The organism is Mangrovibacterium lignilyticum (assembly GCF_010882175.1).
Taxonomy (GTDB): Bacteria; Bacteroidota; Bacteroidia; order Bacteroidales; family Prolixibacteraceae; genus Mangrovibacterium; species Mangrovibacterium lignilyticum.
This window is the reverse complement of the sequence record NZ_WKLH01000001.1, coordinates 899,160-925,631: the sequence shown is the minus strand read 5'-3', so window position 1 is coordinate 925,631 and position 26,472 is coordinate 899,160. Positions and strand designations below refer to the sequence as shown.

General features: G+C 41.9%; 26 protein-coding genes. 5 read left to right on the top strand and 21 right to left on the bottom strand.

Going from position 1 to position 26,472, the window contains the following annotated elements; all coding sequences use genetic code 11:
• Positions 1-45 precede the first annotated feature (45 nt).
• The 5 genes from GJV22_RS03740 to rsfS are packed head-to-tail and all read right to left on the bottom strand — an operon-like array spanning position 46 to position 4,139.
• A complete protein-coding gene (locus tag GJV22_RS03740; RefSeq protein WP_163708878.1) occupies positions 46-861 on the bottom strand; it encodes a phosphatidate cytidylyltransferase in 816 nt (271 codons plus the stop codon).
• Entirely contained in the window at positions 858-1,064 is a 207-nt protein-coding gene (locus tag GJV22_RS03735; RefSeq protein ID WP_163708876.1) for a putative signal transducing protein, read from the bottom strand. Before GJV22_RS03735 ends, GJV22_RS03740 begins: the two co-directional genes overlap by 4 nt.
• Positions 1,065-1,073: 9 nt before the next feature.
• Entirely contained in the window at positions 1,074-1,706 is a 633-nt protein-coding gene (locus tag GJV22_RS03730) for a LutC/YkgG family protein (RefSeq protein WP_163708873.1), read from the bottom strand.
• 12 nt (positions 1,707-1,718) lie between these two features.
• Positions 1,719-3,755 carry an ATP-dependent zinc metalloprotease FtsH gene (ftsH, locus tag GJV22_RS03725; protein ID WP_163708870.1) on the bottom strand — a complete coding sequence of 679 codons (2,037 nt, stop codon included), beginning with the start codon at positions 3,753-3,755 and terminating at the stop codon, positions 1,719-1,721.
• A 3-nt stretch (positions 3,756-3,758) separates the two neighbouring features.
• The gene (rsfS, locus tag GJV22_RS03720) at positions 3,759-4,139 is read right to left on the bottom strand and encodes a ribosome silencing factor (protein ID WP_163708868.1); all 381 of its coding nucleotides are present in this window, start codon (positions 4,137-4,139) and stop codon (positions 3,759-3,761) included.
• A 121-nt stretch (positions 4,140-4,260) separates the two neighbouring features.
• Here rsfS and GJV22_RS03715 point away from each other — a divergent pair, with 121 nt between their 5' ends.
• The 3 genes from GJV22_RS03715 to GJV22_RS03705 all read left to right on the top strand — a co-directional run bounded on the left by GJV22_RS03715 (position 4,261) and on the right by GJV22_RS03705 (position 7,988).
• The gene (locus tag GJV22_RS03715) at positions 4,261-5,013 is read left to right on the top strand and encodes a biotin--[acetyl-CoA-carboxylase] ligase (protein WP_163708865.1); all 753 of its coding nucleotides are present in this window, start codon (positions 4,261-4,263) and stop codon (positions 5,011-5,013) included.
• A gap of 31 nt (positions 5,014-5,044) precedes the next feature.
• Positions 5,045-6,397, top strand: coding sequence for a GntP family permease (locus tag GJV22_RS03710; protein WP_163708864.1), 1,353 nt, complete (start codon positions 5,045-5,047; stop codon positions 6,395-6,397).
• 187 nt (positions 6,398-6,584) lie between these two features.
• Positions 6,585-7,988, top strand: a complete 1,404-nt coding sequence (locus GJV22_RS03705; RefSeq protein ID WP_163708860.1) for a S41 family peptidase — start codon at positions 6,585-6,587, stop codon at positions 7,986-7,988.
• A 3-nt stretch (positions 7,989-7,991) separates the two neighbouring features.
• On the opposite strand, the gene GJV22_RS03700 is transcribed toward GJV22_RS03705, so the two are convergent.
• The 7 genes from GJV22_RS03700 to pyrE all read right to left on the bottom strand — a co-directional run bounded on the left by GJV22_RS03700 (position 7,992) and on the right by pyrE (position 13,235).
• Complete coding sequence (locus GJV22_RS03700; RefSeq protein WP_163708858.1) at positions 7,992-8,360, bottom strand: DUF6686 family protein; 369 nt, start codon at positions 8,358-8,360, stop codon at positions 7,992-7,994.
• 96 nt (positions 8,361-8,456) lie between these two features.
• Positions 8,457-9,059 carry a response regulator transcription factor gene (locus GJV22_RS03695; protein WP_163708855.1) on the bottom strand — a complete coding sequence of 201 codons (603 nt, stop codon included), beginning with the start codon at positions 9,057-9,059 and terminating at the stop codon, positions 8,457-8,459.
• Positions 9,059-9,769, bottom strand: coding sequence for a hemerythrin domain-containing protein (locus GJV22_RS03690; RefSeq protein ID WP_163708851.1), 711 nt, complete (start codon positions 9,767-9,769; stop codon positions 9,059-9,061). The genes GJV22_RS03695 and GJV22_RS03690 overlap by 1 nt, the downstream gene beginning before the upstream one ends.
• Before the next feature lie 131 nt (positions 9,770-9,900).
• Positions 9,901-10,932, bottom strand: coding sequence for a selenide, water dikinase SelD (gene selD, locus GJV22_RS03685; RefSeq protein WP_163708850.1), 1,032 nt, complete (start codon positions 10,930-10,932; stop codon positions 9,901-9,903).
• Entirely contained in the window at positions 10,925-11,956 is a 1,032-nt protein-coding gene (mnmH, locus tag GJV22_RS03680) for a tRNA 2-selenouridine(34) synthase MnmH (protein ID WP_163708848.1), read from the bottom strand. The genes selD and mnmH overlap by 8 nt, the downstream gene beginning before the upstream one ends.
• Before the next feature lie 63 nt (positions 11,957-12,019).
• Positions 12,020-12,469, bottom strand: coding sequence for an SRPBCC family protein (locus tag GJV22_RS03675; protein ID WP_163708846.1), 450 nt, complete (start codon positions 12,467-12,469; stop codon positions 12,020-12,022).
• 130 nt (positions 12,470-12,599) lie between these two features.
• Positions 12,600-13,235, bottom strand: a complete 636-nt coding sequence (gene pyrE / locus GJV22_RS03670) for an orotate phosphoribosyltransferase (RefSeq protein ID WP_163708844.1) — start codon at positions 13,233-13,235, stop codon at positions 12,600-12,602.
• 32 nt (positions 13,236-13,267) lie between these two features.
• Between pyrE and GJV22_RS03665 the strand changes: the two genes are divergently transcribed.
• On the top strand, positions 13,268-13,894 hold the full coding sequence (locus tag GJV22_RS03665) for an NUDIX hydrolase (RefSeq protein WP_163708842.1): 627 nt from the start codon (positions 13,268-13,270) through the stop codon (positions 13,892-13,894).
• An 8-nt stretch (positions 13,895-13,902) separates the two neighbouring features.
• Here the strand turns inward: GJV22_RS03665 and GJV22_RS03660 are convergent, their stop codons facing one another.
• Complete coding sequence (locus GJV22_RS03660) at positions 13,903-15,300, bottom strand: TlpA family protein disulfide reductase (RefSeq protein WP_163708840.1); 1,398 nt, start codon at positions 15,298-15,300, stop codon at positions 13,903-13,905.
• Positions 15,293-15,775: a pantetheine-phosphate adenylyltransferase gene (gene coaD, locus GJV22_RS03655; protein ID WP_163708838.1), complete on the bottom strand. Its 483-nt coding sequence runs from the start codon at positions 15,773-15,775 to the stop codon at positions 15,293-15,295. The genes GJV22_RS03660 and coaD overlap by 8 nt, the downstream gene beginning before the upstream one ends.
• 268 nt (positions 15,776-16,043) lie before the next feature.
• Between coaD and GJV22_RS03650 the strand changes: the two genes are divergently transcribed.
• Positions 16,044-17,864, top strand: a complete 1,821-nt coding sequence (locus tag GJV22_RS03650; RefSeq protein WP_163708835.1) for a hypothetical protein — start codon at positions 16,044-16,046, stop codon at positions 17,862-17,864.
• A gap of 55 nt (positions 17,865-17,919) precedes the next feature.
• Here GJV22_RS03650 and GJV22_RS03645 read toward each other — a convergent pair whose 3' ends face one another.
• From GJV22_RS03645 to GJV22_RS03615, 7 genes are all read right to left on the bottom strand, one after another.
• Positions 17,920-19,494 carry an ArnT family glycosyltransferase gene (locus tag GJV22_RS03645; protein ID WP_163708832.1) on the bottom strand — a complete coding sequence of 525 codons (1,575 nt, stop codon included), beginning with the start codon at positions 19,492-19,494 and terminating at the stop codon, positions 17,920-17,922.
• 344 nt (positions 19,495-19,838) lie between these two features.
• Entirely contained in the window at positions 19,839-21,002 is a 1,164-nt protein-coding gene (locus GJV22_RS03640) for a sigma-54-dependent transcriptional regulator (protein WP_163708829.1), read from the bottom strand.
• A 32-nt stretch (positions 21,003-21,034) separates the two neighbouring features.
• Positions 21,035-21,949 (bottom strand): Ppx/GppA phosphatase family protein, encoded by a 915-nt coding sequence (locus GJV22_RS03635; RefSeq protein WP_163708826.1) that lies wholly within the window; start codon positions 21,947-21,949, stop codon positions 21,035-21,037.
• Between the two features lie 251 nt (positions 21,950-22,200).
• Positions 22,201-23,112 carry a cysteine synthase A gene (cysK, locus tag GJV22_RS03630; RefSeq protein ID WP_163708823.1) on the bottom strand — a complete coding sequence of 304 codons (912 nt, stop codon included), beginning with the start codon at positions 23,110-23,112 and terminating at the stop codon, positions 22,201-22,203.
• 232 nt (positions 23,113-23,344) lie between these two features.
• Positions 23,345-24,691, bottom strand: coding sequence for an ABC transporter permease (locus GJV22_RS03625; protein WP_163708820.1), 1,347 nt, complete (start codon positions 24,689-24,691; stop codon positions 23,345-23,347).
• Positions 24,692-24,694: 3 nt separating this feature from the next.
• Entirely contained in the window at positions 24,695-25,621 is a 927-nt protein-coding gene (locus tag GJV22_RS03620; RefSeq protein ID WP_163708817.1) for an ABC transporter ATP-binding protein, read from the bottom strand.
• A 160-nt stretch (positions 25,622-25,781) separates the two neighbouring features.
• Positions 25,782-26,351, bottom strand: coding sequence for a DUF502 domain-containing protein (locus tag GJV22_RS03615; protein ID WP_163708814.1), 570 nt, complete (start codon positions 26,349-26,351; stop codon positions 25,782-25,784).
• Positions 26,352-26,472: the final 121 nt, after the last annotated feature.

The window sequence follows — 26,472 nt, the reverse complement described above, 5'->3', positions numbered from 1 at the left end:
ATAAAGAAATTTGCATTGCTTTACTCGAAAACCATTCAAAAGAAGTTAAATGAAGACTTCAAGGTAGCATACAAACACAGGGATCGCAAACAGAAGCGAGTCGAAACGGTCGAGAATACCGCCATGCCCCGGGAAAATAGTTCCGCTGTCTTTCACCCCAAATTGCCGTTTGATCATCGATTCGGTTAAATCGCCTAAAGTTGCAGCCACTACAATTAAGAATCCCAGTACCAGCCAGTGAACCAAGTCAATTTCTGTTATGTAACGGGAGAGAAGAGCGGAAACGGCAACTGCCGTGATGGTCCCGCCGATTGCTCCTTCCCATGATTTTTTGGGCGAAATACGCTCGAATAAACGACGTTTCCCGAAGCTAACGCCGAAAAGATAGGCGGCTGAATCGTACACCCAAATCAGAACCAAGAGGGCCAGGAATAGTTTGGGGGAATAGTTTCCGTGGAATTTGGAAAAAACCAGGTAATTGCTCAGACTAATCGGAACTGCAGCGTAAATCAGTGCCGTAAGACTGATTGCGATGTTCTGTAGGGAATGTTTTTTATTGGCAAACAGCTCGTTTACAAAAGTGATCAGAATAAAAGGGAAAATACTGAAAAACCACAAGGGATTGATCCGTTCTGAAGCGATCAGAAAACTCAGGATGAACATGAGCCCTCCGGTTAGTGAAGCAATAAACCGGTGCGGTTGAAATTTCAACGAGCCGGTAATATTGAAGAATTCGTAGAGCATGCCCAGCAAGATCGCCAGGAACAAAATACCAAAAGAATATTCGCCAAAATACAAACAGGCGAGCATGACAGCAACAAAGAGAATTCCGGTGATTGACCGGACGAGCAGGTTTTTCAATTTTTCAACTTTTTGAGGATGTCCAGAGCAAGCTCCAGATCATTTTTGTGCACAAAGATTTCAATTTCACCGATTGAAGGAATAACGGAATTCAGTTGATTTAGAACAACACAGTTGATGTCATTGTCCGTCAGTATTTCTTTGGCTATTTCAGCCTTGAAATTTTCGGACGTACTAAAAACCAACACAAAATCCTTTTCCATAGCGGAGATTTAAAATGGTTCATCACAGAGCAGAACAATGAGTTTCTTGGGACCATGCATACCCATGACCAATGTTTTCTCAATGTCTGCGGTCCGGCTTGGGCCGGTAATATTTGTAATCGAGCTTGGCAGGTTGCCATGGTATTTGGCCTGAATGGCTTCCATAGCATCATCTAAAAACTTGACAAGCTGACGTTGATGAGCAATGACAATATGAGTTTCCGGGAACACATGAACGCGACGCCCGGACTCACCACCAGAGCTAATCATAACCGAACCGAGGTGAGCAACCAAAAATTCGCAAGGGGTAATCCCAACTTGCAAATTCAGGAAGTCGTCGCTTTTTTGCTCAAACTCAACCTGACCGGTTAGCGCTTTCTGAAGAATGGGATCTGCACAAAACAAATGCTCCCATTTTTCTTCGGCTTTAAAACCGGCGATAAGTTGAATGGCTTCGTCCAGGTTTTTCGGACGGAAAACTTTTCCCGCAACTAATTCCAGATTTTCCTGAAACCAATCGGCTAAGCTGCCCTTCGGTTCATGATATATCGGAGATTCAAAGTCTGGTTCCGGAATGAATTCTTCGGGACGACTATGGCGGCCTTGTTTCAGTCGGTTTAGAATATTTTCCCTGGACGACATGCTATCGATTGGTTAAGATTGTTTTTCTACTTGTACATCATCTTCTTTGTCGGTCAACGCTTTGGTGTCTGATGTGTTTCCGTTGCCTGGGAGCTCATCTTTCTGCCATGGACGTTTTCCAAAGATTTCTTCGAGATCTTCACCAAAGATAACCTCTTTTTCCAGCAGCTTTTCAGCCAACTGGTGATGTCCTTCTTTTGCTTCGGCCAACACTTTGATTGCTCGTTTGTACTGTTCGTCGATCATTGCTTTTGCTTCCGCATCAATGAGCTCAGCGGTTTTCTCGCTATAGGGTTTGGTGAACCCGAAATCGCTTTGGCCGGTTGAGTCATAATAACTGAAATTACCAACTTTGTCACTCATACCATAGATGCTGATCATGGCGTAAGCTGTTTTGGTTATTTTTTCCAGGTCGTTTTGCGCTCCTGATGAAATATTACCAAAGGCTAATTGCTCGGCAGCACGGCCACCTAAGGTTGAACACATTTCGTCCAATAATTGCTCCTTGGTGGTAATGGAACGTTCTTCCGGCAGATACCAGGCGGCGCCCAAAGCTTTTCCGCGAGGTACAATTGTCACCTTAACCAAGGGGTGTGCATGTTCCAGGAGCCAGCTAATCGTGGCATGTCCGGCTTCATGGTAGGCAATGCGTTTTTTCTCTTCTTTCGAGATAATTTTATTTTTCTTTTCCAGTCCTCCGATAATCCGGTCGACTGCATCCAGAAAGTCTTGTTTGTTTACCTTATCGTGGTTGTTTCGGGCAGCAATCAATGCGGCTTCGTTACAAACATTGGCAATATCAGCACCTGAGAATCCAGGGGTTTGTTTGGCCAGGTAGTTCGCCTGAACTTCTTCATCCAATTTCAGTGGACGCAGGTGTACTTTAAAGATGTCGCGACGCTCGTTCAGGTCGGGCAGTTCAACATGGATCTGACGGTCGAAACGTCCGGCACGCATTAAGGCACGGTCCAGAATATCGGCGCGGTTTGTTGCAGCCAAAATAATCACTCCCGAGTTTGTATCGAAACCATCCATTTCGGTCAACAGCTGGTTCAAGGTATTTTCACGTTCATCATTCGATCCCATGTTTGGGTTTTTACCACGGGCACGTCCAATGGCATCAATCTCATCGATAAACACAATACATGGTGATTTTTCCTTGGCTTGCTTAAACAAGTCGCGAACACGTGATGCACCAACACCGACGAACATTTCCACAAAGTCGGAACCCGACATGGAGAAGAACGGTACATTGGCTTCACCGGCAACAGCTTTGGCAAGCAGGGTTTTACCGGTTCCAGGAGGGCCAACTAATAGGGCGCCTTTCGGGATTTTACCACCAAGTTTGGTGTATTTCGACGGGTTCTTCAGGAACTCGACAATTTCTTCAACTTCCTGTTTCGCCTCCGATAGTCCGGCCACATCTTTAAACGAGGTATTCACACGCGAGTCTTTATCGAACACTTTTGCCTGCGATTTGCCAACACTGAATATATTGCCGGCACCTCCGCCGCCACCTGTTCCTTTACTCATGCGGCGGAAAATCCACCACCAAATACCTATAATTAATAGGAAAGGAAAGATCCAGCTTAGTATTTCGTTGAAATAGTTGTGAACAGTTTCGTAGATCGGATCAATCCGGCTAGCTTCCGGAATGTCAGATTGTGCTTCTTCCAGGTTTTTAGCAAATGCCTCAGACGGACCGGTTTCGAAATAGAAGTGAGGTCCTGTTTTGGCAGGGGCATTGAATCCTTTGTTCAGCTTGTCAGCATATTTTTCATAGCTGCTGTCTTTTAGGTATATCTGTGCTTCGTTCTCGTTGATAACCACTAGTTTGGCAATGTCCTGATCCTTCAGCATCGTGTTCTTTACTTCGTTCCAGTTGGTTTTAACGGGGCCACCACCGAAACTGAAATATTGAACTGCCAGAAATAAAACAATCACGACCCCGTAAATCCAGTATGGATTGAATTTTGGAGGTTTAGCTCCGTTTTTGAAATTGCCCAGGTTGGGACGTTGTTTGTTTTTATTTGATTTATTATCAGCCATTTGTTAATTGTTTTCTAAGTTTATTTCCTCAATTACTGCGTCTGCCCAAAGATTTTCTAAATTGTAGAAGTTACGGGTCTCATGCTGGAAGACATGCACCATGATATCAGCATAATCCAACAATATCCAGATTGAATTTTTATAACCGTCTTTGTGCCAGGTTTTTTCTCCGATCATCTCTTCAACCGTGTCTTCAACTGATTGGGCAATGGCATCTACGTGGGTCGTAGAATTACCGTGGCAAATGATGAAATATTTACATTCGGAGTGATTTATTTTTGTTAAGTCAATTTTGACGATATCCAGTCCCTTTTTTCGGTCGATTCCTTCGATAACGGCATTTATTAGACTTTCACTGTCCTTCTCTGTCTGCGTTTTAGCCATAAATTTTTATTAGAAATACAAAGATAAATTTTTTCGTTTATTTTGATGTTTTTAACTGCTCTGGGTAATAACCTGAAAATTAAAAAAATAGTTTATACTTTTTTGTTAAAAAACTCAAAAAATGAAGTCTCAGATTATCGGTCAAACCGTTGTTTTTCTCGAACAGGTCGGAAGTACCAATAACTATGCCAGCAGTCAACTGCGTGAACGTGAGGTAGAAGAGGGTACTGTCTTTTTGGCAGTCAGTCAAGTAAAGGGACGCGGACAGCAAGCGAATATATGGGAAAGTGAGTCGGGTAAAAATCTCACTTTTTCGATTGTTTTGCACCCTGATTTTCTTGAAATAAAAGATCAGTTTTTATTATCAAAAGCGATTTGTCTCGGTTTAAAGGAGTTTTTGGATACTTTTTGTCCCCATGTTTCCATTAAATGGCCAAATGATATTTATATCGGCGATCGGAAAGTCTGCGGAATCTTGATTGAGAATGCGATTATGCACGGACGCTTCAGTTCGTCGGTTGTTGGCATTGGTTTAAATATCAATCAGGATCATTTTGTTTCAGACGCACCGAATCCCGTTTCGTTGAAACAAGTTACCGGTGACGAATACGATTTGAAGGAAAGCCTTGAACTAGTTCTGTCAAAAATCGATCGATTTTATTGTCAATTAATCGATGGGGAAGTAGGTACACTCAATCAGATGTTTGTTTCGAGCCTTTATCGGTTAAATGAATGGCACTATTACCGGGATGAACAGCAAACTTATAGAGGACGGATAATTGGAGTGAACGAGATAGGACAGTTGCGGATTGAGGAAGAAAGCGGAAAGATCAATGAATATCATTTCAAGGAGGTCAGTTATATCATGAAGTAAGAACCAAGCATTCAACCCAAACCAAACTAAGATGAATGAAATTTACCTGATTTTCGGTATCGCTCTGGCAGTGCTGTTGCTTTTGTTTCTTGTTTTGAAGTTGAAAATCCACGCCTTTTTATCCTTGTTGATCGTGAGTGTTTTGGTCGGTGTATTTACAGGCATGGATTTTAAGCTGATTCTCGATAGCATGAAAAACGGTATGGGGAATACGCTTGGTTTTGTTGCAACAGTAGTTGGTTTGGGCGCTATTTTCGGTCAAATGTTGGAAGCTTCAGGAGGAGCTGAGTCTATTGCCCGGCATTTACTGCATTATTTTGGTGAGAAACGTGCTTCGTGGGCGCTGGTGATGACCGGTTTTATTGTGGCTATTCCCGTTTTCTTTGACGTTGGCTTGATTATTCTGATTCCCATCATCTACGAATTGACAAGGCAAACAAAACGTTCAGTTTTGTTTTATGCCATTCCATTGCTTGCCGGATTGGCAGTAACTCATGCTTTTATTCCGCCAACTCCGGGGCCGGTTGCGGTCGCCGAGATTCTGGATGTTCAGTTGGGATGGGTTATCCTGTTTGGCTTTTTTGTTGGCATTCCTGTTGCTATTGTGGCTGGCCCTGTGTTTGGAAAATACATCAGTACCAAAATTCATGTTGAAGTGCCCGATTTCTTCGATGCGAATGAAATCCGTCAGTCAGATCGGAATTTGCCTTCGTTTCGGACAATCATCCTGATTATCGGGCTGCCGTTATTTTTGATGGTGATCCAGGCGTTCTCTGAAGTTTTGTACCATAATGAAATGTTGCCGGAACGTTTGTACGATGTCCTCTTTTTGCTGGGGCACCCGTTTGTCGCATTAATTATTTCAACCCTGCTGGCCTTGTATGTTTTAGGCGTTCGGCGTGGGTTCAGCAAACATCAACTGGCGACGCTTTCCAACAAAGCATTAGCTCCGGCGGGTTTAATTATTTTGGTAACAGGAGCGGGTGGAGTGTTTAAGCAAATCCTGATTGATAGCGGAACGGGGCAGCTGCTGGCAGAAAAGCTTGCCGGATCTTCGATGTCGCCGTTGGTTTTAGCTTATATATTGGCGGTTGTTGTACGAGTTGTTCAGGGTTCATCTACTGTTTCAATGATTACGGCAGCAGGTATTATGGCGCCCATTATTACTGTTTTTCAGCTGGGTCAAGCAGAAAAAGCGCTGATGGTTCTCGCTATTGCAGCTGGTTCAACTATCTTGTCGCACGTGAATGATAGCGGCTTTTGGCTTGTTGGCAAATATTTAGGATTGGATGAAAAAGACACTCTTCGTTCGTGGACAATCATGGAGACAATCATATCGGCGGTGGGCTTCGCATTTATACTAATATTGAATTGGATTTTGTAAAATTCTTCGCCAAATTAATTAGGGTAATCGTGGTCTCAATTGGAGTTTAAATAACTAATTTTACTGGAAGTTAAACAATAAAGGACATGAACACAAAAGAATATTCCCGCAAATTCAAGTAGCAAATCTAGCGCTTTGGGATTTCGTGTATCCTCCTTTCTTTTATGAAAACAGAATACTTAGAACTATGAAACACATTTTAGTCAGATCGATGCTGTTTGTCCTGGTCCTTTTTATGGCTTTTAGCTGTAAAAAAGATGAAGAAATAATTGTTGATGACACAGGTGATGAAATCAGTGCTGAAACTTTGGCCACCAATCAGTGGATTAAAGAGAACATGGAAACTTATTATCTCTGGAATGACAAACTTCCGGATATCGACGAAACTCAGGAGGAGGATCCCGCAACTTATTTTGATGATTTGTTATACACAACTGAAGACAAGTGGTCGTGGATTACCGATGATTATGCCTCGCTGGCAGCCGACTTTGACGGAACGCCGGTGACGATGGGCTACGATCCGAAGTTTTATTTGTTTAGTGATGAAACCAGTGTGTTTATTGTGGTTGATTATGTGTATCCGAATTCTCCGGCTGAAGAGGCAGGGTTGAAGCGCGGCGATATTATTTTGGAGATCGATAATACCGCGATGACGGTTGACAATTACTACGATTTGTATTCGGGGAGCAGTTACTCGGTCCAGTTGGGAGAGTTAACCGGAAGTTCGATTGGATTGTCCGGTACATCGTATGATTTGACTTCCAGGGTTGTTTCAACCGATCCATCAATCTACCACACTGTTTTGGAGGCCGATGGAAAGAAGATCGGATATTTAGTTTATGTTGAATTCGTTGCCGGCGATCAGGATAAGTTTTTGGATTCGATGAATGAAATTTTTACCGACTTTAAAGCTGCCGGAGTTACAGATCTGGTTGTCGACCTACGGTATAATCCAGGAGGTGAGATCGATGCAGCTACCGAACTTGCATCAGCCATTGCGCCGAGCAGTGTTGTGAGTAGTCGCGAGAAGCTGATTAATTTGCAGTTTAATGACAACGTTCAGGCTTCCTACGAGCGGTATTATCCGGACGAACTATATTACAGTTTCACTGATAACTCGGCGAACATGAATTTGAGCACCGTTTACTTTCTGACAACATCGGGAACGGCTTCGGCAAGTGAGTTGTTAATAGCCGGACTGGATCCCTATATGGATGTTGTGCAAATCGGGGAATATACTTATGGAAAATATACGGGGATGTACGTCATCCCGGACGATAATGAGGAATGGTGCATGGTGCCGGTTGTAATGAAATACTCCAATGTGAATGGCTACACTGATTTTACCGATGGATTAACTCCGGACTATGAAATTGAAGATGATATTTTGGATGCCCTTCCTTTTGGCGATCCTGCTGATCCGATGCTCGCTCAGGCAATTAGCCTTATAACCGGTTCGACCATGACAACAGCTTCAACCAAATCGGCGAAACTTAATTTAATCAGTCGTGAGTTGAACCCTCAAAAGCGTGAGTTAAAACGAAACTTATTTATCCCGTCAGCTAGAAGTTTTTCAGAAACGAAAGAATAATTGTCAATTTAACTGAATAGAAGATATCCCGTTGAACAACTTCATCGGGATATTTTTTTGCCTTTCGACACTGGTCTCGCCGTTTAGTTGCGCAATAAATCCTGCGATCAGTTGTGTTAATTCATCCAGTTCTGATGGGGTGAGAAGCATTTTTAGATTCGTATCCTGAAAGGGGATCATTATTTTGCGGCGATATGGCATATTCTGATCCGATGAATCGTCGCTTGTTGCTTTAACTCCGTTCAAGTAAACCAGCATTTCTTTTAGCGACTGTTGGTTTCTGAAATCAAGCCCCGTGGTTATAAATTCCAAATGTATTTTCTGGCAGCTAGAGCAAATAAATAGTTTGCCGTTCAAAGTCTCTCGTTTCATAACTGAATGTTTTTATTCAGTTCAAAGTTGACGTTAAATCGCAGAAAATTCAATCCCGAATAGTTGGGATATTTGGGACTGGCAGCAAAATTTGGTTTAAATCAATTCTTCAGGATTGATGTCTGAAATATCCAGTAAATTATTCATGATTGCATAAACAGTGAGCCCGGATATCGATTTGATATTCAGCTTTTCTGTGATATTTTTTCGGTGAGAAATGACGGTGTGAATGCTGATGTTCAGTTTGTCGGCCATTTCTTTATTGGACAGTCCCAGTGCAATTTGTCGAATCACATCTTTCTCACGCTGGGTCAGATCGCCGTTATCAGCCATAATTGGCTTGGATTTGCTGGCCGATTTCCGAATTACCTGAATTAATTTTTGGATCTCAAGATTGGAAGCCAATACGTTTAAGTCGTAATCGTATCCTTCAACCAAACCCTCTTTGTCAGTTGATGCACTCAGGCTAACGACAAATAATTGATTGTTTTTTCGGAGGCGTTCTTCGGTCTCTGCAGGCAAGCTGGCGCCTTTTTGTATGATGGTAATAATTAAATTATTGCTGATGGCGGCAAACGAGTTTACATCGCTGATCGCACTCAGCTGAGTAATCTCCATCTTAAAATATTCCTGTAAAATCCAGGCAAGTCCTTTTCGGATAATTTCAGAAGGATGAATAATAAAGACATTTTCTTCCATTATCGGACTTCGTTAGGTTTTAATTCGTTTTCCAACATGCTCACCTGTTTAATCAAAATGGCATCTTCGATACGTGCATGATCATACAAGTCCTTTTCAAACTGAAACAGCGCTTGCAGGAATTCATTCATATCATTATGATTGTATCCTGGTTCAACGTATTTGATTAACAGGTTTTTAAGATCGCTTAGTTTTTCTTCAACATCGGTGTGTTCATTTTCATACTCCGTAATTGACTTTTGCCCGGGCCTTAGTTTTCGGGTTTTATATAGTTCGACAATGTATGGGAATTCTTTTTCGTCTTCGTGCTTTAAGTGCAAGAGCAATTCGGTCTTGTATTTTTGGTAAAACGAACTAATCATCTTCAGGCTGGGATAATTTTCTCCGCAGTTTGCCATGATATTTTCCAGTAAACGCTCAATTTTGGGCAGCGCGTAACCAATGTAGTAGTTATGTGTATTTTTCAGATAATCAATTAATAAAAGAGGGGAGAAAGAAAGCAGTTCTTCTTCCGGAAAATAATTTTCATCAGTGTAAGTATTCACAATCGCCAGGAAGAAATCAGGATTCACTTCTTTTTCTTTGCAGATGTCTTGGATGGTCTTCTCTTTGAATCCCAACTGGATTCCAAAACGATTGATCACCGGTAGCAGGTTGGAGTTTGCTGAAACCAGTGAGCTCATTTTATCTTCTTTCTTGAATATCTTCATAATGCTTTTCCTGTTTTTGAACGTATTTCCCGGAAGTTTGGAAATCTATTTGTTGTAACAACAGTTTTGTTGCTAAATTGATCACGAAAATAGCGATGAATAAATGGAGGTGACAGCTCGGATTGTCGCGTTTAAATAACTTCAATCAACTTGTCCCCTTTACTTTTTAGAAAGCCGAAAGGTGTGGTTTGAAACTGATGTTTTTGCAAAATTTCTTCCACTTCAGCCTTTGCTGCCGGATCAACGGCCAACAGAAGACCACCACTGGTTTGAGGGTCACAAAGAATCAATTTATCTTTTTCTTCTTTCAGTTGAATGTTGCAACCATAGCTCGACCAGTTACGGTGTGTTCCGCCCGGAATACAGTTTTGATCGATGTAATAATCAACGTCCGGGAAGCGCGGAATTTTGTCCAATTCAATTTGCGCCGATAAGTTGCTTCCTTCACACATCTCAGTCAGGTGCCCCAGCAGTCCAAATCCGGTAACGTCAGTCATTGCTTTGATACCTTCAATTTCGGCAAGTGCTTGCCCAATGTTGTTAAGTTGGGTCATCGAATCAGGAGCGAGATTGGCGTGCTCGGCTTTCAGTTTTCCTTGTTTTTGGGCGGTTGTGAAAACACCAACTCCTAACGGTTTGGTCAGGTATAACAAGCAATCTTTTTCCGCGGTGTCGTTGCGTTTCAGTTTTTTCAGTTCTACCTGGCCGGTTACCGCCAACCCGAAAATGGGTTCGGGGCTATCGATACTGTGTCCGCCGGCGAGTATAATTCCGGCCTCTTTGCAAGCTTGCCGTCCTCCATCCATAACTTGTTGGGCAATTTCAGGAGCGAGTTTATCAACCGGCCATCCCAAAATAGCAATGGCGAGCAAAGGCTTTCCACCCATGGCATACACGTCGCTAATAGCGTTGGTTGCTGCAATTTTGCCGAAAGTAAACGGATCGTCAACAATTGGCATGAAGAAGTCGGTGGTGCTGATAACGGCGGTTCCGTCATTCATGTCATAAACAGCGGCATCGTCGCGGCTTTCGTTACCAACGAGCAAACGTGCGTCAACAACAGGGCTGATGGTATTATGAAGAATGGTGCTGAGTACCTGAGGAGATATTTTACATCCGCAGCCAGCTCCATGGCTATATTGAGTGAGTCTTATTTCAGACATAGCTTTCAATTTGATTTAAAATTGTTTGGGCATTTTTTGCCGCATCGGTATCTTCCAGTTCAATGGTGATGACTTTCGATTTTTCGCGCGACTTCATACCGGTTAGATAGGATTTGTCGTAATAGAATAAGGCTATTTTGGCAACTTCAAAGTAGTTGTCTTCTTCCAAATACCGGAGGGCATTTTTGACAGCCAGACCACCCAGCCGTTTGTGAATACGTTGAATGGAAGTTGCCAGTTGTTCAGCTTCGCATTTCCCATAGTCTTCAACGAGCATGCCGGCACGTTTTTCAACCGGGATGTCGAGAAAGAATAAAGTTTGATTGCGCATCTGCGTGAACAGGTTGATCGGAACTTTTACCCGACCAATGTTATGGCTTTCATCTTCAATCCAAATTGGTTTCGAAAAGTCGAGCTGGCGGAATTCCTCGAACAGATTGTTTTCGAACTGCTCAACAGTCGGTTGGTCCGGCAGACCAATTCCTCCAAAGGCTGAACCTTTGTGACAAGCTATTCCCTCAAGGTCGATCACCTGGTGACCTAAATCTTTGACCGATTCCAGGATATGTGTTTTTCCACTGCCGGTGTAGCCGCCAAGAACATTCAGCTTAAACGGTATCTCGAACGTGTTGAGCACCAGTTTTCGATAAGCTTTGTAGCCTCCTTCAATTAAATAGACTTTCTTAAAACCGTTATCGGCCAGGTGTTGCGCAAAAGCGGCACTGCGCATGCCTCCGCGCCAGCAGTGTACAACAACTTCTTTGGATGGGGAGACTCGTTCCGACTTAGTGATAAAGTCGAGCAACTTTGGGGTGACAAATTTGTACCCCAATTCAATTGCTTTCTCCCGCGACTGCTGCACGTACATGGTTCCCACCTGAGCTCGTTCATCATCATCGAAAAGCGCGATGTTGAAAGCTCCGGGGATATGGCCTTTTTGAAATTCTCCCGGTGAACGTACATCGATCAGCGGTAGATCAGCATGCTGACGATAGTATTGATCGATTTTTAGTTTGGTAATCATTGCGTTTCGTTCCTTCGGGATCCTTTATTGGTGTTTGTTTTGAATTAGACGTTGAACTGTCTGTTAACGGTAAGGAAGATTGGTCAGCATGTCAGCCAACTGATTAATTCCGTCTTCTAATTTTTTATTGACCATCATTTTGATCATCATGCTCATTTCGGCATGTAGGGTCAATTTCATTTTCGACTGGTAGGGAGTGACGGGCAACAGTTGAATCCAAAACGTAATTCCGATCGGTAAGCCACCGGAACTGTTGATTTTAATTGTGCTGACTGGCTCCCGTTCGATGATTCGTATTTCAGCTTTTCCCATACCCGAAATATTGAAGCGGCATGAGTCAGCGTCCGACTCAAAATCAGTGACTTTGATTTGTGGGACGGATTCATTTATTTTCGATAGTAGCCCTTCGTTTACGTAGGTTGAAAGGTTATCGAAATTAGAAAGGTAGTTGTAAACTACTTCTTGGTTTTGTTCGACGATTTTAATATCGCTAACGTATTTTTGAACTGCCATAATCGTGATTGTTTTGTTTGAATGATTCCAGGTGGTTCATTCATTTCAGCTTGAAGATGATGAAACTTTAAAAACAGAAAATCCCCGACAGGGCCGGGGATTGCTGTACGATATATTTTGTCAGTCTGGATTACTTACCCCAGTTTGCCGGATCTTCACGCCATTTGTTCAGCGATTCGATTTGGCTTTCTTCAATGTCACCTGATTCCAAAGCTACTTCAAGCAATGTTTGGTAACGACTTAAAGTTGTTAATTCAATTCCGGCTTTAGCGAAAGCTTCTTTAGCCACCGGAAAGTTGTAAGTGAAAATAGCCAACATGCCTAATACGTCAGCGCCACCGGCCGATGTAATCGCTTCAGCGGCTTTCAAACTGCTTACGCCTGTTGAAACCAAATCTTCAATAACAACAACTTTTTGACCAGCTTTCAAGTCACCTTCGATTAGGTTTTCCAAACCGTGATCTTTTGGTTTTGAACGCACATAGATGAACGGAAGTCCGAGTTCTTCGGCTACCAATGCACCAATAGCAATCGCGCCAGTTGCAACCCCGGCAATGACTTCAGCTTGTGGGTATTTCTCGCGCACAATTTTTGAAAATTGTTTGCAAACAAATGTTCTTGCTTCTGGGTAGGACAACAATTTCCGGTTGTCGCAATAAATCGGAGCTTTCCAGCCTGATGCCCAGGTGAACGGACTTGTAGGTTGGATTTTTATTGTATTTATTTGTACCAGCTTTTTAGTTACTTCCAAGTGGATGTCTTGCATAATGTTAAATGTTTTATCTGAATTCCTCGCAAATGTACAAAGTTTTTTTCAATGAGTCGGTGATCCTTTTGTTACCTAAAATTAAGAATTCACTTTCAGGTAACATTGAGAATTCAATTGAAATACAGCGAGTTAGTGATTTTTCGGCTTTTCTGGTGAGCTTGAAAAGCCGGAAATATGTTGAAGAACCTATCTATAAATGTTTGATTGAAAAAGACTTGGTTCATAAGGTGATTCAGCAGATGAATCCAATTCCGGCTGCAGGAGGAATTGTTCGAAATATTCAGGGCGAAATTTTATTTATTAAGCGTTTGGGCGTATGGGATTTACCCAAAGGTAAGATCGAAGAAGGTGAATCAACCGAAAGTGCTGCAGTTCGGGAAGTGGAAGAAGAATGCGGAATCGGGAGCATGGTGATTCAACGAAAACTTCCTTCAACCTATCACATTTACCAGTCTCCTTACTTGCCCGAGGATGACAACTGGGTGTGGAAAGAAACATCCTGGTTCGAAATGTCATATTCAGGGAGTGACATCCCTGTTCCTCAGACTGAAGAAGACATTGCCGAAGTTCGCTGGTTTGCTCCTTCGCAACTCGACCAGGTTTTTCAATCAACTTACGGTAATTTGCGAGACCTGCTAAATGATTATTTAGCCTGATTTCTAGATTACTGCAATTGCTTTTGCTTCATCGTATCCGATAGCGTATGTGATAATCCATCTAACGGGTTTAAAGCCGGAGAGGAAATCAGAATGCCTTTTTCGTCCAGAAGATACGAGGTGGGGAATGATTTTACCTGGTAGTTTTCCAGCACTTCATCATCAACAATCATAAATTTGCCTGGCCAGTTTTGTTGTAAAATCAGCTTTTTTTTAGCTAAATCGGCTTTGGGGAGTAAGTTGATGAATTCAACTTTTGTCTTGTATTGGTCTGCAATGGTTTTCAGCTCATCCAGCTGTTTTCTGCAAATTGGATTGGTTACTGTGGTAAAATGAAGATAGACAAACTTGTCTTTAAAAGAACTTAATTTGGCTGAAGTACCGTTGAGATCCTGCATGTGGACTTCAGGAGCTTCAGTTCCAACCATCAAGTGGAGGAGTTTAACTTTTAGTGCCGCTGCTATTTTCTTTTCTCCCGTTCCCCAATTGCTTTGCTCTATTTTACTTAGCAGATTGAGTATGGTTTGGGGATTAAACTGTTGCTTGTAAAATGCATCATTAATTCCTTTCAGAATAGCCATATGGCTAAAATCTGTGCTCCATCCATTTCTCTCGGTGAGGTACTTCTCGATGCCTTTCAGGTTTGCGGTGCCCACTAATGTCCGAAATTGGCTGCCGTCAATCAGGTTGCTTTCGTGATAGAAAAAGTTGGTGAGCAATTGATTAAACAGTTGTTCGAAAGGTGGCAGATTGGACTGGATTGGTTGCCGATCGACATATGTTTTGATGAATTCGCTTGTTTTATCCTGGTTCAGCGCAAAGCGGATCGTCACTAACCTATAGTATTTGTAGGCTTCGAAATAGCTGTTTCCGCTTTCAGGAAACTCGCTCTCCAGTTGGCTGATCATTGCATCTGCCGCAAGTTTTGATTTGTCTTTGAAAATCTGGTTGAAGTAGTTGTTTTCTTCCCGGTTGTAAGCTTCTTCGAAATTTTGAATCAAACGGTTGGTGTCATCCGCCGGCAATTCTTTTATGCCGAATGAAATTGACTGGGGCTGAAAATACGGATTCCTTTTTTCAACTTCGCTTAACGGTTGGTAGGGGGGGAGAACTAGCTGGTAGTTTTCTCCGGGCTCTAAGTATATTTCCGCTTTCCAACGACCAATTAACGCATAGCAATAGCTCGTTTGATTGATAAAAACTGATGCATCGAAAGATCCATCGGGTAAAATTTTGATTGTGGTTATCAGGTCGTTATTGTAGATAACCGGATTCGATGGACAGATCAGCGCAATTTGCTGACCGGCATATTCCGGAGCATTTCCGCTGATTTGCACGGCTTGTGTTTGGGCCTGGGCTGCAAAAACTAACGAAAAGAGAAAAATAAAAGTGAAAAGCTTATTCATTATTCAATGTAAATTCGTCCATGTTCAATCCGGTAGGAATAAACATGCTGGCATCACCACCATGCAAAATAATATCTCTGACGATTGATGAATTGATCGGCGTATGTTCTGGCATCGTCAGTAAGAACATGGTTTCAATCTGCGGGTATAGTTTTTTGTTCATTTGAGCAATCGCACGCTCGTATTCAAAGTCAGCCGAAGTACGCAAACCGCGCAAAATATAATTTGCGCCAACCAATCGGGCAAAATCAACGGTCAAGCCTTCATGCTTCCGGACTTCGACTTTAGGTTCATCGCTGAATACCTTGTCAATCCAACCCAACCGTTTCTCCAAGGGGAAAAATGATTTTTTATTGGAGTTGTATCCGATCATGATAATAATTTTATCAAACATTGGGATGGCCCGACGAACAACACTTTCGTGACCAATAGTAAACGGATCAAAAGATCCTGGGAATATGGCAACTCTCTCCATGAATTTATTTTGAATCAGTCTGTCAAATATAAACGATAAAATTTGGAAAGGCGAAATAATCGGGACTTTCTGGATGAAATTGATTGATTGTGCCCGGCTTGTTTCCTCGAACTAATGTTGCTATTTTCGACATATTAAATACAACAGACATCTTAAGCGGAGTCCAAGGATGGAGTGCCGGGGTGGCCAAATTAATCGCTTTAAGTATGGTCAGCTTCTGGTTAAAATGAGTGTCTTTGCCACGCAGTAATTTAATTAAAGAAAGTTTATGAAGTCAAAAATGTCCGTTTTTCACCGGAATCAAACGATCTATGTTGTTCCATTTCTGGTAATTCTTTGGGGAGTATATTCATACCTTACAAGTCTACCCTTTTATGTAAAAGGATCTGACCCTGAATATCCCTACTTGATAAACGGACTAAATTGCGCACTTTTAAAGTTTGGACAAATTGGGCACACCGATCACCCCGGTACCCCGTTTCAGGTTTACAATGGGCTAATTATTCGAATTGTACATCTTTTGGCAGGGAAAGACAGTATTGCCGTTGATGTTTTAACCCGCCCGGAGTTTTACCTTGGAGCGATTTCAATATCATTAACGTTACTCGCTGCATCGCTGGTATTTATAATTGGGAAGATTGGCATTCAAAATCATCGAATAACAAACGTTCTTATATTACAATTGAGCCTTTTTTATCAGCAGGTTCTTTTAGACCTTTTTAATCGGTGTAATCCCGATCGCTTTTTAGCTATTGTCACGCTCTTGTTCGTTATCGTGTTACTTAAATTTCTATTCACTGAAACGCCAAATCAGCTAAAGTTGGCCGCTTGGCTCGGCCTGGTAATGGGACTTGGGTTTGCAACCAAAATAAACTACCTCCCACTTTTAGTTTTTGTATTGTTTTTGCTGAATAATTGGAAGTGTAGGGGCATCTACGCGATTTCGGGGCTATTATCATTTGCCTTATTTATTTCACCAATTTTAGGTAAGTTTCAGGCATTTAAACGGTTCGTATTTGAGGTCATAAGTCACGATGGGCTATATGGATCCGGTGATTCGCGGATTCTCAACATGGGGAAGATTTTAGATAATCTAAAAGTAATCTTCACTACGAATCCGGAGCTTCTGTTTATTGTTCTTTTACTTCTGGCTGCTTTGATCGTTGTCCTTTGGAAGCCAAAAGGCAAAAGGGAAGGCTTGCCTTTTGTTTTGGGGTATATGGTCTTGATTTTGATCCAACTTGTAATAGTTGCGAAACATTATAAAAATTATTACCTCGTGCCACTTTTCAGTACTTATGGAATATTTCTGTTTGGGATTGTTTTTCTATTCGAAAATTCGATGGGTTTGCGGAAAGTGACGGCAGTAATGAAATATGGATTGCTGATTCTTTTGCTGTTTATATCGTTAGCCCCTTTCTTATCAACAGATTATAATGCTATAGCAGCTTCAAACACTTATAGAAAACAGGCGGCTCAGTTTGTTGAAAGCCATATTGGGAAAGAGGATTATTGGTTTGTAGAGCCGACCTGGGAAAGTGGGCCACAGGTGGAAAATGCACTTGTTTATGGATTTAGTTATTGTGCTGACAGAGTAAAGTATGAAGCCATTTTACACAAAGTCTATCCGCATGTGATCACCTCCGTTGATGGTAGTAACGATGTAAAATTCTGGCATTCTTCTTTTGCTTCACTTGATACTGTACTTATTTCAGGAAAAAAGATACACGTTTTATCTACTCCGTCGCGACATGCCGGGCGCTTGATTAATGTGGTAAAAGATGAAGCGAGCCGACTTGGCATACCAGTTTCGTTAGATACAATTTTTAAACAACTTACAACAAGTACATATATTGTCGCTTTAAATTCACAGATAAGGCCGGATCAAGCAGATTCGCTTCAAAGTCAATTTGAAATTAAATATTCCACCAAAAAATCCAACTTTGATAACAAAATAGACCATTATATCCAGGAAATTAAGAATACTCCAGAATGGCTCTCCACTGTCAGACAGAAAGCAAAAGATAAAGGAATACCATTGGACTCAATGATATATCTGGACGCGGTTTACATGGCAGAACGCAATTAGATGGATCAGGGAAGTAGTTTCGCACTATTTCAGCTGCACGGAGTTGCAAGTTTGTTTAATGGGTGATCTCATACACCCTGATCTTGTTGTACTGCCCGATTTGTTTACCCAGGTATGGTTGCAGTTTTTCCAAATCAGGTTGAACGTTTTCGTTGTATACGAGGTGCCTGGCTCCTGCGTGAATGCATTTCTCGATAAAGGCTTCGAGATTTCGGTCCTCGCCATACGCGTAAGTAAATCCCTGGGTTTCCATCCAAACAAGGGTCCGGTTGGGGGAGTAGTCTCCCAGAGAGATGATTTTGTCGTTATTCTCGATATGTAGCTCTCGCAAGTAGGTAGACATTCCTTTGTATTGAAAATCCTGAAGTTCCATGGTCCAGTATATGTAATCCCAATATTCCCGTTTCGATTTCTCGAGTGGGAAGCTGTTCCTGACAGCGGATTGATGTGGGTTGTAGTGTGAGCGCGAAATAATCATACTGCTGTTTAAAAGCAAGGCTAGTAAAATACCTGTTAGTATCTTGTTTGTAGTAGAGTTGAGCCATTCTGGATTTTGTTGCCGGATGTATACCAAAGCGGTGGTTAGAATCGCAGGAATTATAAGGAGGCTGAAGGTGAGAAAATAGTCGTGAACGTCTAGCATTTTAAAAAACAGTAGCATCAAGCCGATGCTCCCAAGTCCGAAAAATACAGTAAATAGAAAGAGTGAAACAGGTACTTTATTAAAGCGGATTAGCAAAAAAATGAAGATGGAGATTACAAAGACCAGTCCAGCTGGGTTTAAATAAGCTGGAATAATATCGCGATAAGCCCATTCAACGATTCTTTCGATCTGCTCTGAATTAAGCTTCCATATTGGGAGGATTTCCTGCAAGAACATGCTACTTATATGTTGCTGGTTGTACCAGTTGGCATAACGGTTCCATGCAAAATACACTCCAGCTATGACTAAAAGAGACAAGCCTAGTTCTAGTAACTTTCTTCTACTGGCAAAAAGTTGGGCACGGTAGTAAGCTACCAATGTAAAGATTACTGCCAATATAGATAATAGGGCGGTTATGCGCAGTAGGGAAGCCAAAGTATAAAAAAGGCAGGCAGCAATTAAAGTCGTAATTTTACCGTTGTGTAGGTACTTGTTTAGAAAATATAAACCACTCATTGCTAATCCCAAGGCTGGTACGTCGGGGGTGAAATTAAAGGCGTAATACCCAATGATGGGAGACGAATAAAGAAAAAGAAGTACCGCGAAAGACCAAAATCGATCTTTCACCCAATGATTGATCAACAACAGCAGATGGTAGAGCCCGATCCAAAATATCAGCAGGTTAATAAGTCGAAATATGCCGGGAGATTCGCCGGTTATTTTCCATATTTTTCCAACAATGTAATAGATGATAGGAAACTCGCTTACCGCCTGTCGGTCGCCATTCTCTGATGTGTAAAACAAATGAGGATTCCATAGATTATGATTTTCAAGGTAATAGTTTAGGGTGATGGCGTAGCTGTCGGACTGTCGCCAGGCATGAATGGACTGTGGCTCTTTAAACCAAAGCCTATGGAAACCCATAAAAAAGAATAGAATGATAAAAAAGAGAATGTGGATCGTTAAGAATGGGGTTCTTTTTAGCATGGACGTAAGAAGTTAAAATAGAACGCCATTAAGATAGTACGAAACAAAGAAAAAATAGTGAGTGTTCTAACAAAAAGTTGACAAAACAAAAGAAAACCCCTGAATAACGGCCAGTACTCCGGGCACGCTACCCGAATTTAGATGTTTAAAAAATACGCCATGACAACAACAAATAAACTTACCGTACTCAGAGGTTCATCTTCTAGATATCGTTTGTAAAAGAACTTCAAACTTTTATGTCATAGTAAACAACGGAATTCTAAAGATGTTTTCTTTCGCAGAAAAAAATCTAAAAAATGTTTTGAGTTCGGCTGCGATTGGACGCTAAGGATTTTGAATCATCGTTATTTGAGCGGAGCTGCAAAGGCGTCAACATCCTCACCGGTAATTGTTTTATCGCAAAGTATAATCAGTCGTTCGATAACATTACGGAACTCACGAATATTTCCGGTCCATTTCATTTCCTGTAGCTTAGCTATTGCTTCGGGCTGTATGTTTTTCCGAGGCATGCCATATTCACCACAGATTTGCGAAATGAAGTGATTCGCCAGCAGCGGGATGTCATCAGGGCGCTCATTCAATGATGGAACTTTAATGAGAATGACACTTAGGCGGTGGTATAAATCTTCCCGAAAGTTACCTTTTTCAATTTCGTCGCTTAGGTTTTTATTGGTGGCTGCAACAACACGCACATCTACTTTGATAGGTTTTTCGCCACCAACACGGGTGATAATGTTTTCCTGCAGGGCCCGCAGTACTTTGGCTTGTGCTGAGAGGCTCATGTCGCCGATTTCATCCAAAAACAGGGTTCCGCCATCGGCCTGCTCAAATTTCCCTTTGCGCTGTTTTAAGGCTGAAGTAAAGGCGCCTTTTTCATGTCCAAAAAGTTCGCTTTCAATGAGTTCAGAAGGAATCGCAGCACAGTTTACTTCGATGAATGGTTGTGATGATCGGTTGCTTTTTTCATGTAATCGACGGGCGATCAATTCTTTGCCTGTTCCGTTCGATCCGGTGATTAAAACACGCGCATCGGTTGGTGCCACACGATCAGCCATGTTTGTGATCTTGAGAATGGTTTCCGATTCGCCAACGATTTCATATTTCTTGCTGACCTTCTTCTTCAGAACCTTCGTTTCAGTAATCAGGTTTGATTTGTCGGTGGCATTGCGAATTGTGATTAACAGGCGATTCAGATCCAGTGGCTTTTCAATAAAATCGAATGCACCTTTTTTAATCGATTCTACAGCAGTGTCGATGTTTCCATGCCCCGAAATCATAACGACAGGTGTATCAATACCGGCTTCCTGAATTTTTTCAAGCACCTCAATGCCATCCATACCGGGCATCTTAATGTCGCACAAAACAATGTCGTACTCGTTTTTTTGAACCAGTTCCAGTCCACTAATTCCGTCTTCTGCTAAATCAACTTGGTATTTTTCATACTCCAGAATATCTTTTAGCGTATTCCGTATGCTGCGTTCATCGTCGACTACAAGTATTTTAGACATGTGTTTGTTTTTATCAGTGTTGATCAACAAAATTAATCATTAATCCATTCGCGCAAAATCCCTTCGCGCAAGGCAAAGTCAGTTTGGGTAATTTTAGAAATCTTTAACTTCTCCAGAACGAGCCGAATAAGAATAAAGGCCGGAACAATCATTTCTACCCGAAGAGGTTCCATAGCCGTCATCTTTTCTCTCTCAGCTTTGGTTGAATGGATGATTTGTTGGGAAATCCTGGCGAAATCATCCTTGTTGATTGACTGGGTAATCCGTTGTTTTGTTCCGGGAGCCGTATTGTCAACGAGGTCAGCCAGGGTGTCGAAGGCTCCTGAACAACCAATGAGATTACTCACTTCTGATCCGTTTAGTTGGTTCCAAAGATTGTTCAAGCCAACATCAAACCAACTTTCGATAGCTTTAATTTCTTCGGGATTGATCGGATCTGACAGTGGAAATTGCTCAACGACCCGAGCCATTCCCAGTGGAAAACTATCTTTCCAGTTAAAGCTATTCCCATTTGTTTGAATAAACTCATTGCTTCCTCCGCCAATATCCATGATCAGGCTGTTTTTCGGAATATCACCAAAAGCAAGTACAACGCCGTTGAAAATTAGCCGGGCTTCCTCTTCTCCTGAGATAATGGTCAATTCCAGATCAGTAGCATCCCGCAAGGCTTTGGCGAATTCGTACTTGTTATCAGCATCCCGAACAGCTGAAGTCGCAATGGTGATCACCTTGTCGGCACCGATTCTGGCAATCGTTTGTTGATGAGTCTTTAAGGAGGAGATGGCCCGTTCAAAGGCCTCTGGTGTTAGCTGTTTTTTGTTGATGCCACCTTTCCCCAATTTTACGCCAACTTTGCCTTGGTATAGCAAACGGTAGTCGTTTTTTACCAGTTCGGCAATCAGTAAATTACAGGTATTTGTTCCTAAATCGATTACTGCGAGTTTCATCCTGTTTTGTATTAAAAAAGTAAAGATAGAAAATGGAATGGTTGATTTTATCTGGTTTCGGAATTAGTCGTGATGAATGAGGCTGTTTGACTAATTTGTTTAGTTTATTAAGACTTAGAAGAATGTAAGGTGAAGAGTGTTTTCGGGTTTGTTATCGTGTGTAGCAAGCAAAAAGACCAGCTCTTTTGAGCTGGTCTTGCATGGCGTATTTCCCATTTGTTCGAAATATAGAAAGAATGACTATTCGTCGTTTAAAACAATCCGTCAATTGACAAGTAGCGTTCTCCGGTATCGTAACTGAAAGTTACAATGCGTGATCCTTTTGGAAGCTCCTGGATTTTCTTGGCAACAGCAGCCAAAGATGCACCGGATGAAATACCTACGAATAAGCCTTCTTCCTTGGCTGCACGTTTGGCGTATTCAAATGCCTCTTCTTTTGAAACCTGGATGGTGCCGTCCAATTGATCGGTCAATAGGTTTTTAGGAATAAATCCGGCACCGATTCCCTGGATTGGATGAGGACCGGGAGCTCCTCCGCTGATAACAGGAGATAATTCCGGCTCAACTGCAAATGTTTTAACATTCGTGAATTTCGCTTTTACCACTTCGCTCACACCTGAAATGTGTCCGCCTGTACCAACGCCGGTAATCAGATAATCGAAACCTTCCGGCAAGTCAGCCAAAATTTCTTCAGCGGTATTTTTGCGGTGAGCGTTAATGTTTGCTTCATTGTCAAACTGTGAAGGTATCCATGAATTTGGGTGCTCGGCTGCGATTTCTTCTGCCTTTGAAATAGCTCCCTTCATCCCTTTTTCTTTCGGCGTAAGAACCAGTTCGGCTCCGTAGGCCGTTAAAATACGGCGGCGTTCAATTGACATTGATTCAGGCATAACCAAAATCAATTTGTAGCCTTTCACTGCAGCTACCAGAGCTAATCCGATACCAGTGTTTCCGGAAGTTGGCTCGACTAATAAGGTGTCGGGCTTCAGAATACCTTGTTGTTCCGCTGTTTCAACCATTTCCAGTGCAATGCGGTCTTTGATACTACCGCCCGGATTGGTTTTTTCCAGTTTCACGTAAACTTCGTAATCTGCAGGGAACAGATGATTCAAACGAATAAGTGGCGAGTTGCCAATTGTTTCAAGAATGTTGTTAAATTTCATGTGTTTTAATTTTATAGGGTTTTAAAAAATTACAAAAAAAAAGCCTTCCGGAAAGGGAAGGCTCAAAATATATTATGAAAATATAATCTTACTGATGTTGACACATACCTTCCCCGTTTTGCATTTTCATACAACAACACATGCACATATAGAAGAAGTTTTGATTCATGTCGTTTTCTTATCTGGAACAATTATAAATAAAAAATCTGAGATTAGTCACCTTTTGACGAAATTAATTTCGATATCGAAGCCATTTAACAATTTCTTTAAGGTTAACTTTCTTGCCATACATCAATATTCCGGTGCGGTAAATTTTGCCTGCAATCCATATTGTTCCTGCTATTGAGGCAATTAGGGTTGCCATAGATAATAGAAGTTCCCAGGTGGGAACACCGAATGGAACACGGACCATCATGATTACCGGCGATGTTAGTGGAATCATAGATGCCCAAAAGGCGAGTGCACCTTCCGGATTTTTGACCACAGGAAAGAGAATAATAATGGAGAAAATTAGTGGTAAGGTTACCGGCAGCATTAGTTGCTGCGCTTCTTCATCATGATCGACAGCTGATCCGATAGCGCCCATTAAAGACGAATACATTAAGAACCCAGCCAGGAAATAAAAAATAAATGATGAAAGGATCAGCGTCAGATTCAGGTTGCCGATCATATCTATAATTTCGAGGGCCATATTTTGTTGCTGCGCTTGAATAGCTGGAGCCGAAGCTACCCCTTGGGTGTTCATTAGGTTTTGGGTTTGTTCCATCGCTTGTGCCGGGTCTCCTCCGGCAAAAGTTTGAACCCCGGTTATTATTGCTCCGCCTATGATCAACCAAAAAAACAATTGTGTGAGGCCGACCAGCCCAATGCCAACTATTTTGCCGAACATGAGCTGCATCGGTTTTACCGAGGAGATAATAACTTCAACAATGCGGCTTGTCTTTTCTTCCATGACACCGCGCATGACCATCGTGCCATATATAAAGACAAACATATAGATAATGAAGCCACAAGCGTAACCAACGGCCATTGCAATTTCGGTAGAGCTCTTGACTGATTCGCCTTGCTCACCGATTTTAATTGTTTCGAGTTGGATGTTTGTTCTCGTCGCAGCCAGCTTTTCTTCCAGATCCGGAATTCCTGATTCAGCAATCACATTTTGTTTCTTGTCATTTTCCAGAATCTGCTCCAGCTTGTCATCGACTAATGATTTGATATCTATTGTTACTTGTTTATCCGAAAAAATCTGTGCCCGATTAGAACTTAATATGTTGGGCGGAATAAACAGCAAAGCGTAGAATGGGCTTTGTTTAAGATCTTCCCGGATTTTGAGGTACTCTTCTTTAGGAACAAAATGGAACTTCGTGTATTCCGTATTTTCGAGACGACCAAGAAAGATGCCGGTCCCGTCGTAAACCGCAATTGTCCGTTCTTCATGGTCATCTTGCATGGCCAGCCAAGCCGGTAAAATGGTAAAAGCTCCGAACAGAAAAGGAACCAAAAGCGTCATGATGATGAATGACTTTTTGCGGACACGGGTGAGGTATTCTCGCTTGAGGATTAAAAGTGCTTTGTTCATGGTTTATTTGGTTAGGTTTGCGTGTTCAACAACTTGAATGAAAACGTCGTTCATGCTCGGAATGACTTCCCTGAAAGCAGATATCTCTATTTGGGCTGTTAGCTTTTGTAAGACATCGCGATTGCTTTCTCCGTCCTTTTTCCGGAATTTAACCCGTTGGCGGTTCCCTCGGATTTCCTCTTCCATGACTTCAAACCCATTGCCTGCGAAATGGCTGTTGACCGCATGTAGTTCGGGCGTTTCTATTTCGTAGATGCCGAGTTTGTAATTCTCTTTGATGTCGTAGATGTTGCCATCAAGGATTTTTTTTGACTTATGAATCAGTGCGATATGATCACAGATTTCTTCAACGGATGCCATGTTGTGCGTTGAAAAGATAATGGTGGCCCCCTGTTCTTTTAGGTTGAGGATCTCGTTTTTCAGCAACTTGGCATTGATGGGATCGAATCCGCTGAAAGGCTCATCGAAAATAAGCAGCTTGGGTTCGTGTATCACGGTGGTGATAAATTGTACCTTTTGTGCCATCCCTTTAGAAAGCTCTTCAACTTTCTTGTTCCACCAAGGTTGAATTTCAAATTTCTCAAACCATTTTTTTAAATTCTTCAGGGCATCATTTTTTGACATTCCTTTCAGTTGAGCCAGGTATAAAGCCTGTTCGCCAACTTTCATCTTTTTGTACAGTCCGCGTTCTTCTGGTAAATATCCAATGTACTGAATGTCGGTTGACTTGACTTTACGTCCCATGAAGAATATTTCGCCTGAATCGGGTGCCGTAATTTGGTTGATGATCCGGATGAGGGTGGTTTTGCCGGCTCCGTTCGGGCCTAACAAGCCGAAAACGGATTGCTCTTCAACCGAAATGCTCACGTGGTCAAGCGCCCGATGTCCGGCATAGTCCTTTACAACTTCAGTTGCGTTAAACAATTCCATAGTTGTGATTTTGGTTTAAGTTGTTGCGAAAAACACAATTTCTTATGATTAGCAACAAATTTAAGAAATATGGACGGCTCTATCGACACTTATCGGTAAATGATCGAAAAAATCGGATGAAGCAAGAATGGCCGTATAATCGACAGTTTTTTGTCGTTGATTAGTTGACGCGTGTTACTCCTCCGGAAACAACAAATTTCATGGCTTCGGCCGGAGGCATATCCAATTTTTTGACAGCAGACGTTTCAACCATAAACAATTCGCCGGAGAAGGCATAGGAATGCGGAAAATAAACAGCGACCATTCCCGGCAGTTCCAATTCATCCATGTTCTTTTGGGTGAGGAACCCAATTTTCCAAAGTTGGTTTTCTTTGTTAATACATACCAAAACCGGTGAATTGAATTTCTTTTCCTTGCCAACAAAAGCGGAAAAGAGATCAACCAAAGAGGTGTAAATTACTTTTAACAGCGGAGCACGGCCTAGCAGCCGTTCCCAAATTCGTCTAAATGGGTTGAAAACCACATATTCACCCAATAAGCCAAGAAGGGTGAGTAGTACTACGATAACCAGCAGCCCAAGTCCGGGGACAATATGGCCTAACCACGATTCGAGTACGTCGCGAAGCAGACCATCAATGAAATCGAAGATTAAAAAGATAATATAAACGGTGATGGCTAAAGGTGCAACAAAAACCACTCCTTGCATAAAATAGGTAATAATCCGCTTCATAGGGCAATTTTTTTGAGGTTGAAATCAAGGGCCAAATTACAAATTCTGCCGATAGAAAATTCTTTCTTCTTTCGATAAGCGAACCTCTCAGGCTGTTTTTCGGATTTATTTAGTATTGAAT

Coding starts and splice junctions, on each gene's coding strand:
- GJV22_RS03620 (WP_163708817.1), bottom strand. CDS start 25,621: ATGGAATTGTTTAACGCAACTGAAGTTGTAAAGGACTATGCCGGACAT.
- selD (WP_163708850.1), bottom strand. CDS start 10,932: ATGTCTGAAATAAGACTCACTCAATATAGCCATGGAGCTGGCTGCGGA.
- cysK (WP_163708823.1), bottom strand. CDS start 23,112: ATGAAATTTAACAACATTCTTGAAACAATTGGCAACTCGCCACTTATT.
- GJV22_RS03690 (WP_163708851.1), bottom strand. CDS start 9,769: ATGAAGATATTCAAGAAAGAAGATAAAATGAGCTCACTGGTTTCAGCA.
- GJV22_RS03710 (WP_163708864.1), top strand. CDS start 5,045: ATGAATGAAATTTACCTGATTTTCGGTATCGCTCTGGCAGTGCTGTTG.
- rsfS (WP_163708868.1), bottom strand. CDS start 4,139: ATGGCTAAAACGCAGACAGAGAAGGACAGTGAAAGTCTAATAAATGCC.
- coaD (WP_163708838.1), bottom strand. CDS start 15,775: ATGGAGAGAGTTGCCATATTCCCAGGATCTTTTGATCCGTTTACTATT.
- GJV22_RS03625 (WP_163708820.1), bottom strand. CDS start 24,691: ATGAACAAAGCACTTTTAATCCTCAAGCGAGAATACCTCACCCGTGTC.
- GJV22_RS03640 (WP_163708829.1), bottom strand. CDS start 21,002: ATGTCTAAAATACTTGTAGTCGACGATGAACGCAGCATACGGAATACG.
- GJV22_RS03700 (WP_163708858.1), bottom strand. CDS start 8,360: ATGAAACGAGAGACTTTGAACGGCAAACTATTTATTTGCTCTAGCTGC.
- GJV22_RS03695 (WP_163708855.1), bottom strand. CDS start 9,059: ATGGAAGAAAATGTCTTTATTATTCATCCTTCTGAAATTATCCGAAAA.
- GJV22_RS03735 (WP_163708876.1), bottom strand. CDS start 1,064: ATGGAAAAGGATTTTGTGTTGGTTTTTAGTACGTCCGAAAATTTCAAG.
- GJV22_RS03645 (WP_163708832.1), bottom strand. CDS start 19,494: ATGCTAAAAAGAACCCCATTCTTAACGATCCACATTCTCTTTTTTATC.
- GJV22_RS03705 (WP_163708860.1), top strand. CDS start 6,585: ATGAAACACATTTTAGTCAGATCGATGCTGTTTGTCCTGGTCCTTTTT.
- GJV22_RS03665 (WP_163708842.1), top strand. CDS start 13,268: ATGTACAAAGTTTTTTTCAATGAGTCGGTGATCCTTTTGTTACCTAAA.
- GJV22_RS03635 (WP_163708826.1), bottom strand. CDS start 21,949: ATGAAACTCGCAGTAATCGATTTAGGAACAAATACCTGTAATTTACTG.
- ftsH (WP_163708870.1), bottom strand. CDS start 3,755: ATGGCTGATAATAAATCAAATAAAAACAAACAACGTCCCAACCTGGGC.
- GJV22_RS03715 (WP_163708865.1), top strand. CDS start 4,261: ATGAAGTCTCAGATTATCGGTCAAACCGTTGTTTTTCTCGAACAGGTC.
- pyrE (WP_163708844.1), bottom strand. CDS start 13,235: ATGCAAGACATCCACTTGGAAGTAACTAAAAAGCTGGTACAAATAAAT.
- GJV22_RS03615 (WP_163708814.1), bottom strand. CDS start 26,351: ATGAAGCGGATTATTACCTATTTTATGCAAGGAGTGGTTTTTGTTGCA.
- GJV22_RS03730 (WP_163708873.1), bottom strand. CDS start 1,706: ATGTCGTCCAGGGAAAATATTCTAAACCGACTGAAACAAGGCCGCCAT.
- mnmH (WP_163708848.1), bottom strand. CDS start 11,956: ATGATTACCAAACTAAAAATCGATCAATACTATCGTCAGCATGCTGAT.
- GJV22_RS03650 (WP_163708835.1), top strand. CDS start 16,044: ATGAAGTCAAAAATGTCCGTTTTTCACCGGAATCAAACGATCTATGTT.
- GJV22_RS03660 (WP_163708840.1), bottom strand. CDS start 15,300: ATGAATAAGCTTTTCACTTTTATTTTTCTCTTTTCGTTAGTTTTTGCA.
- GJV22_RS03675 (WP_163708846.1), bottom strand. CDS start 12,469: ATGGCAGTTCAAAAATACGTTAGCGATATTAAAATCGTCGAACAAAAC.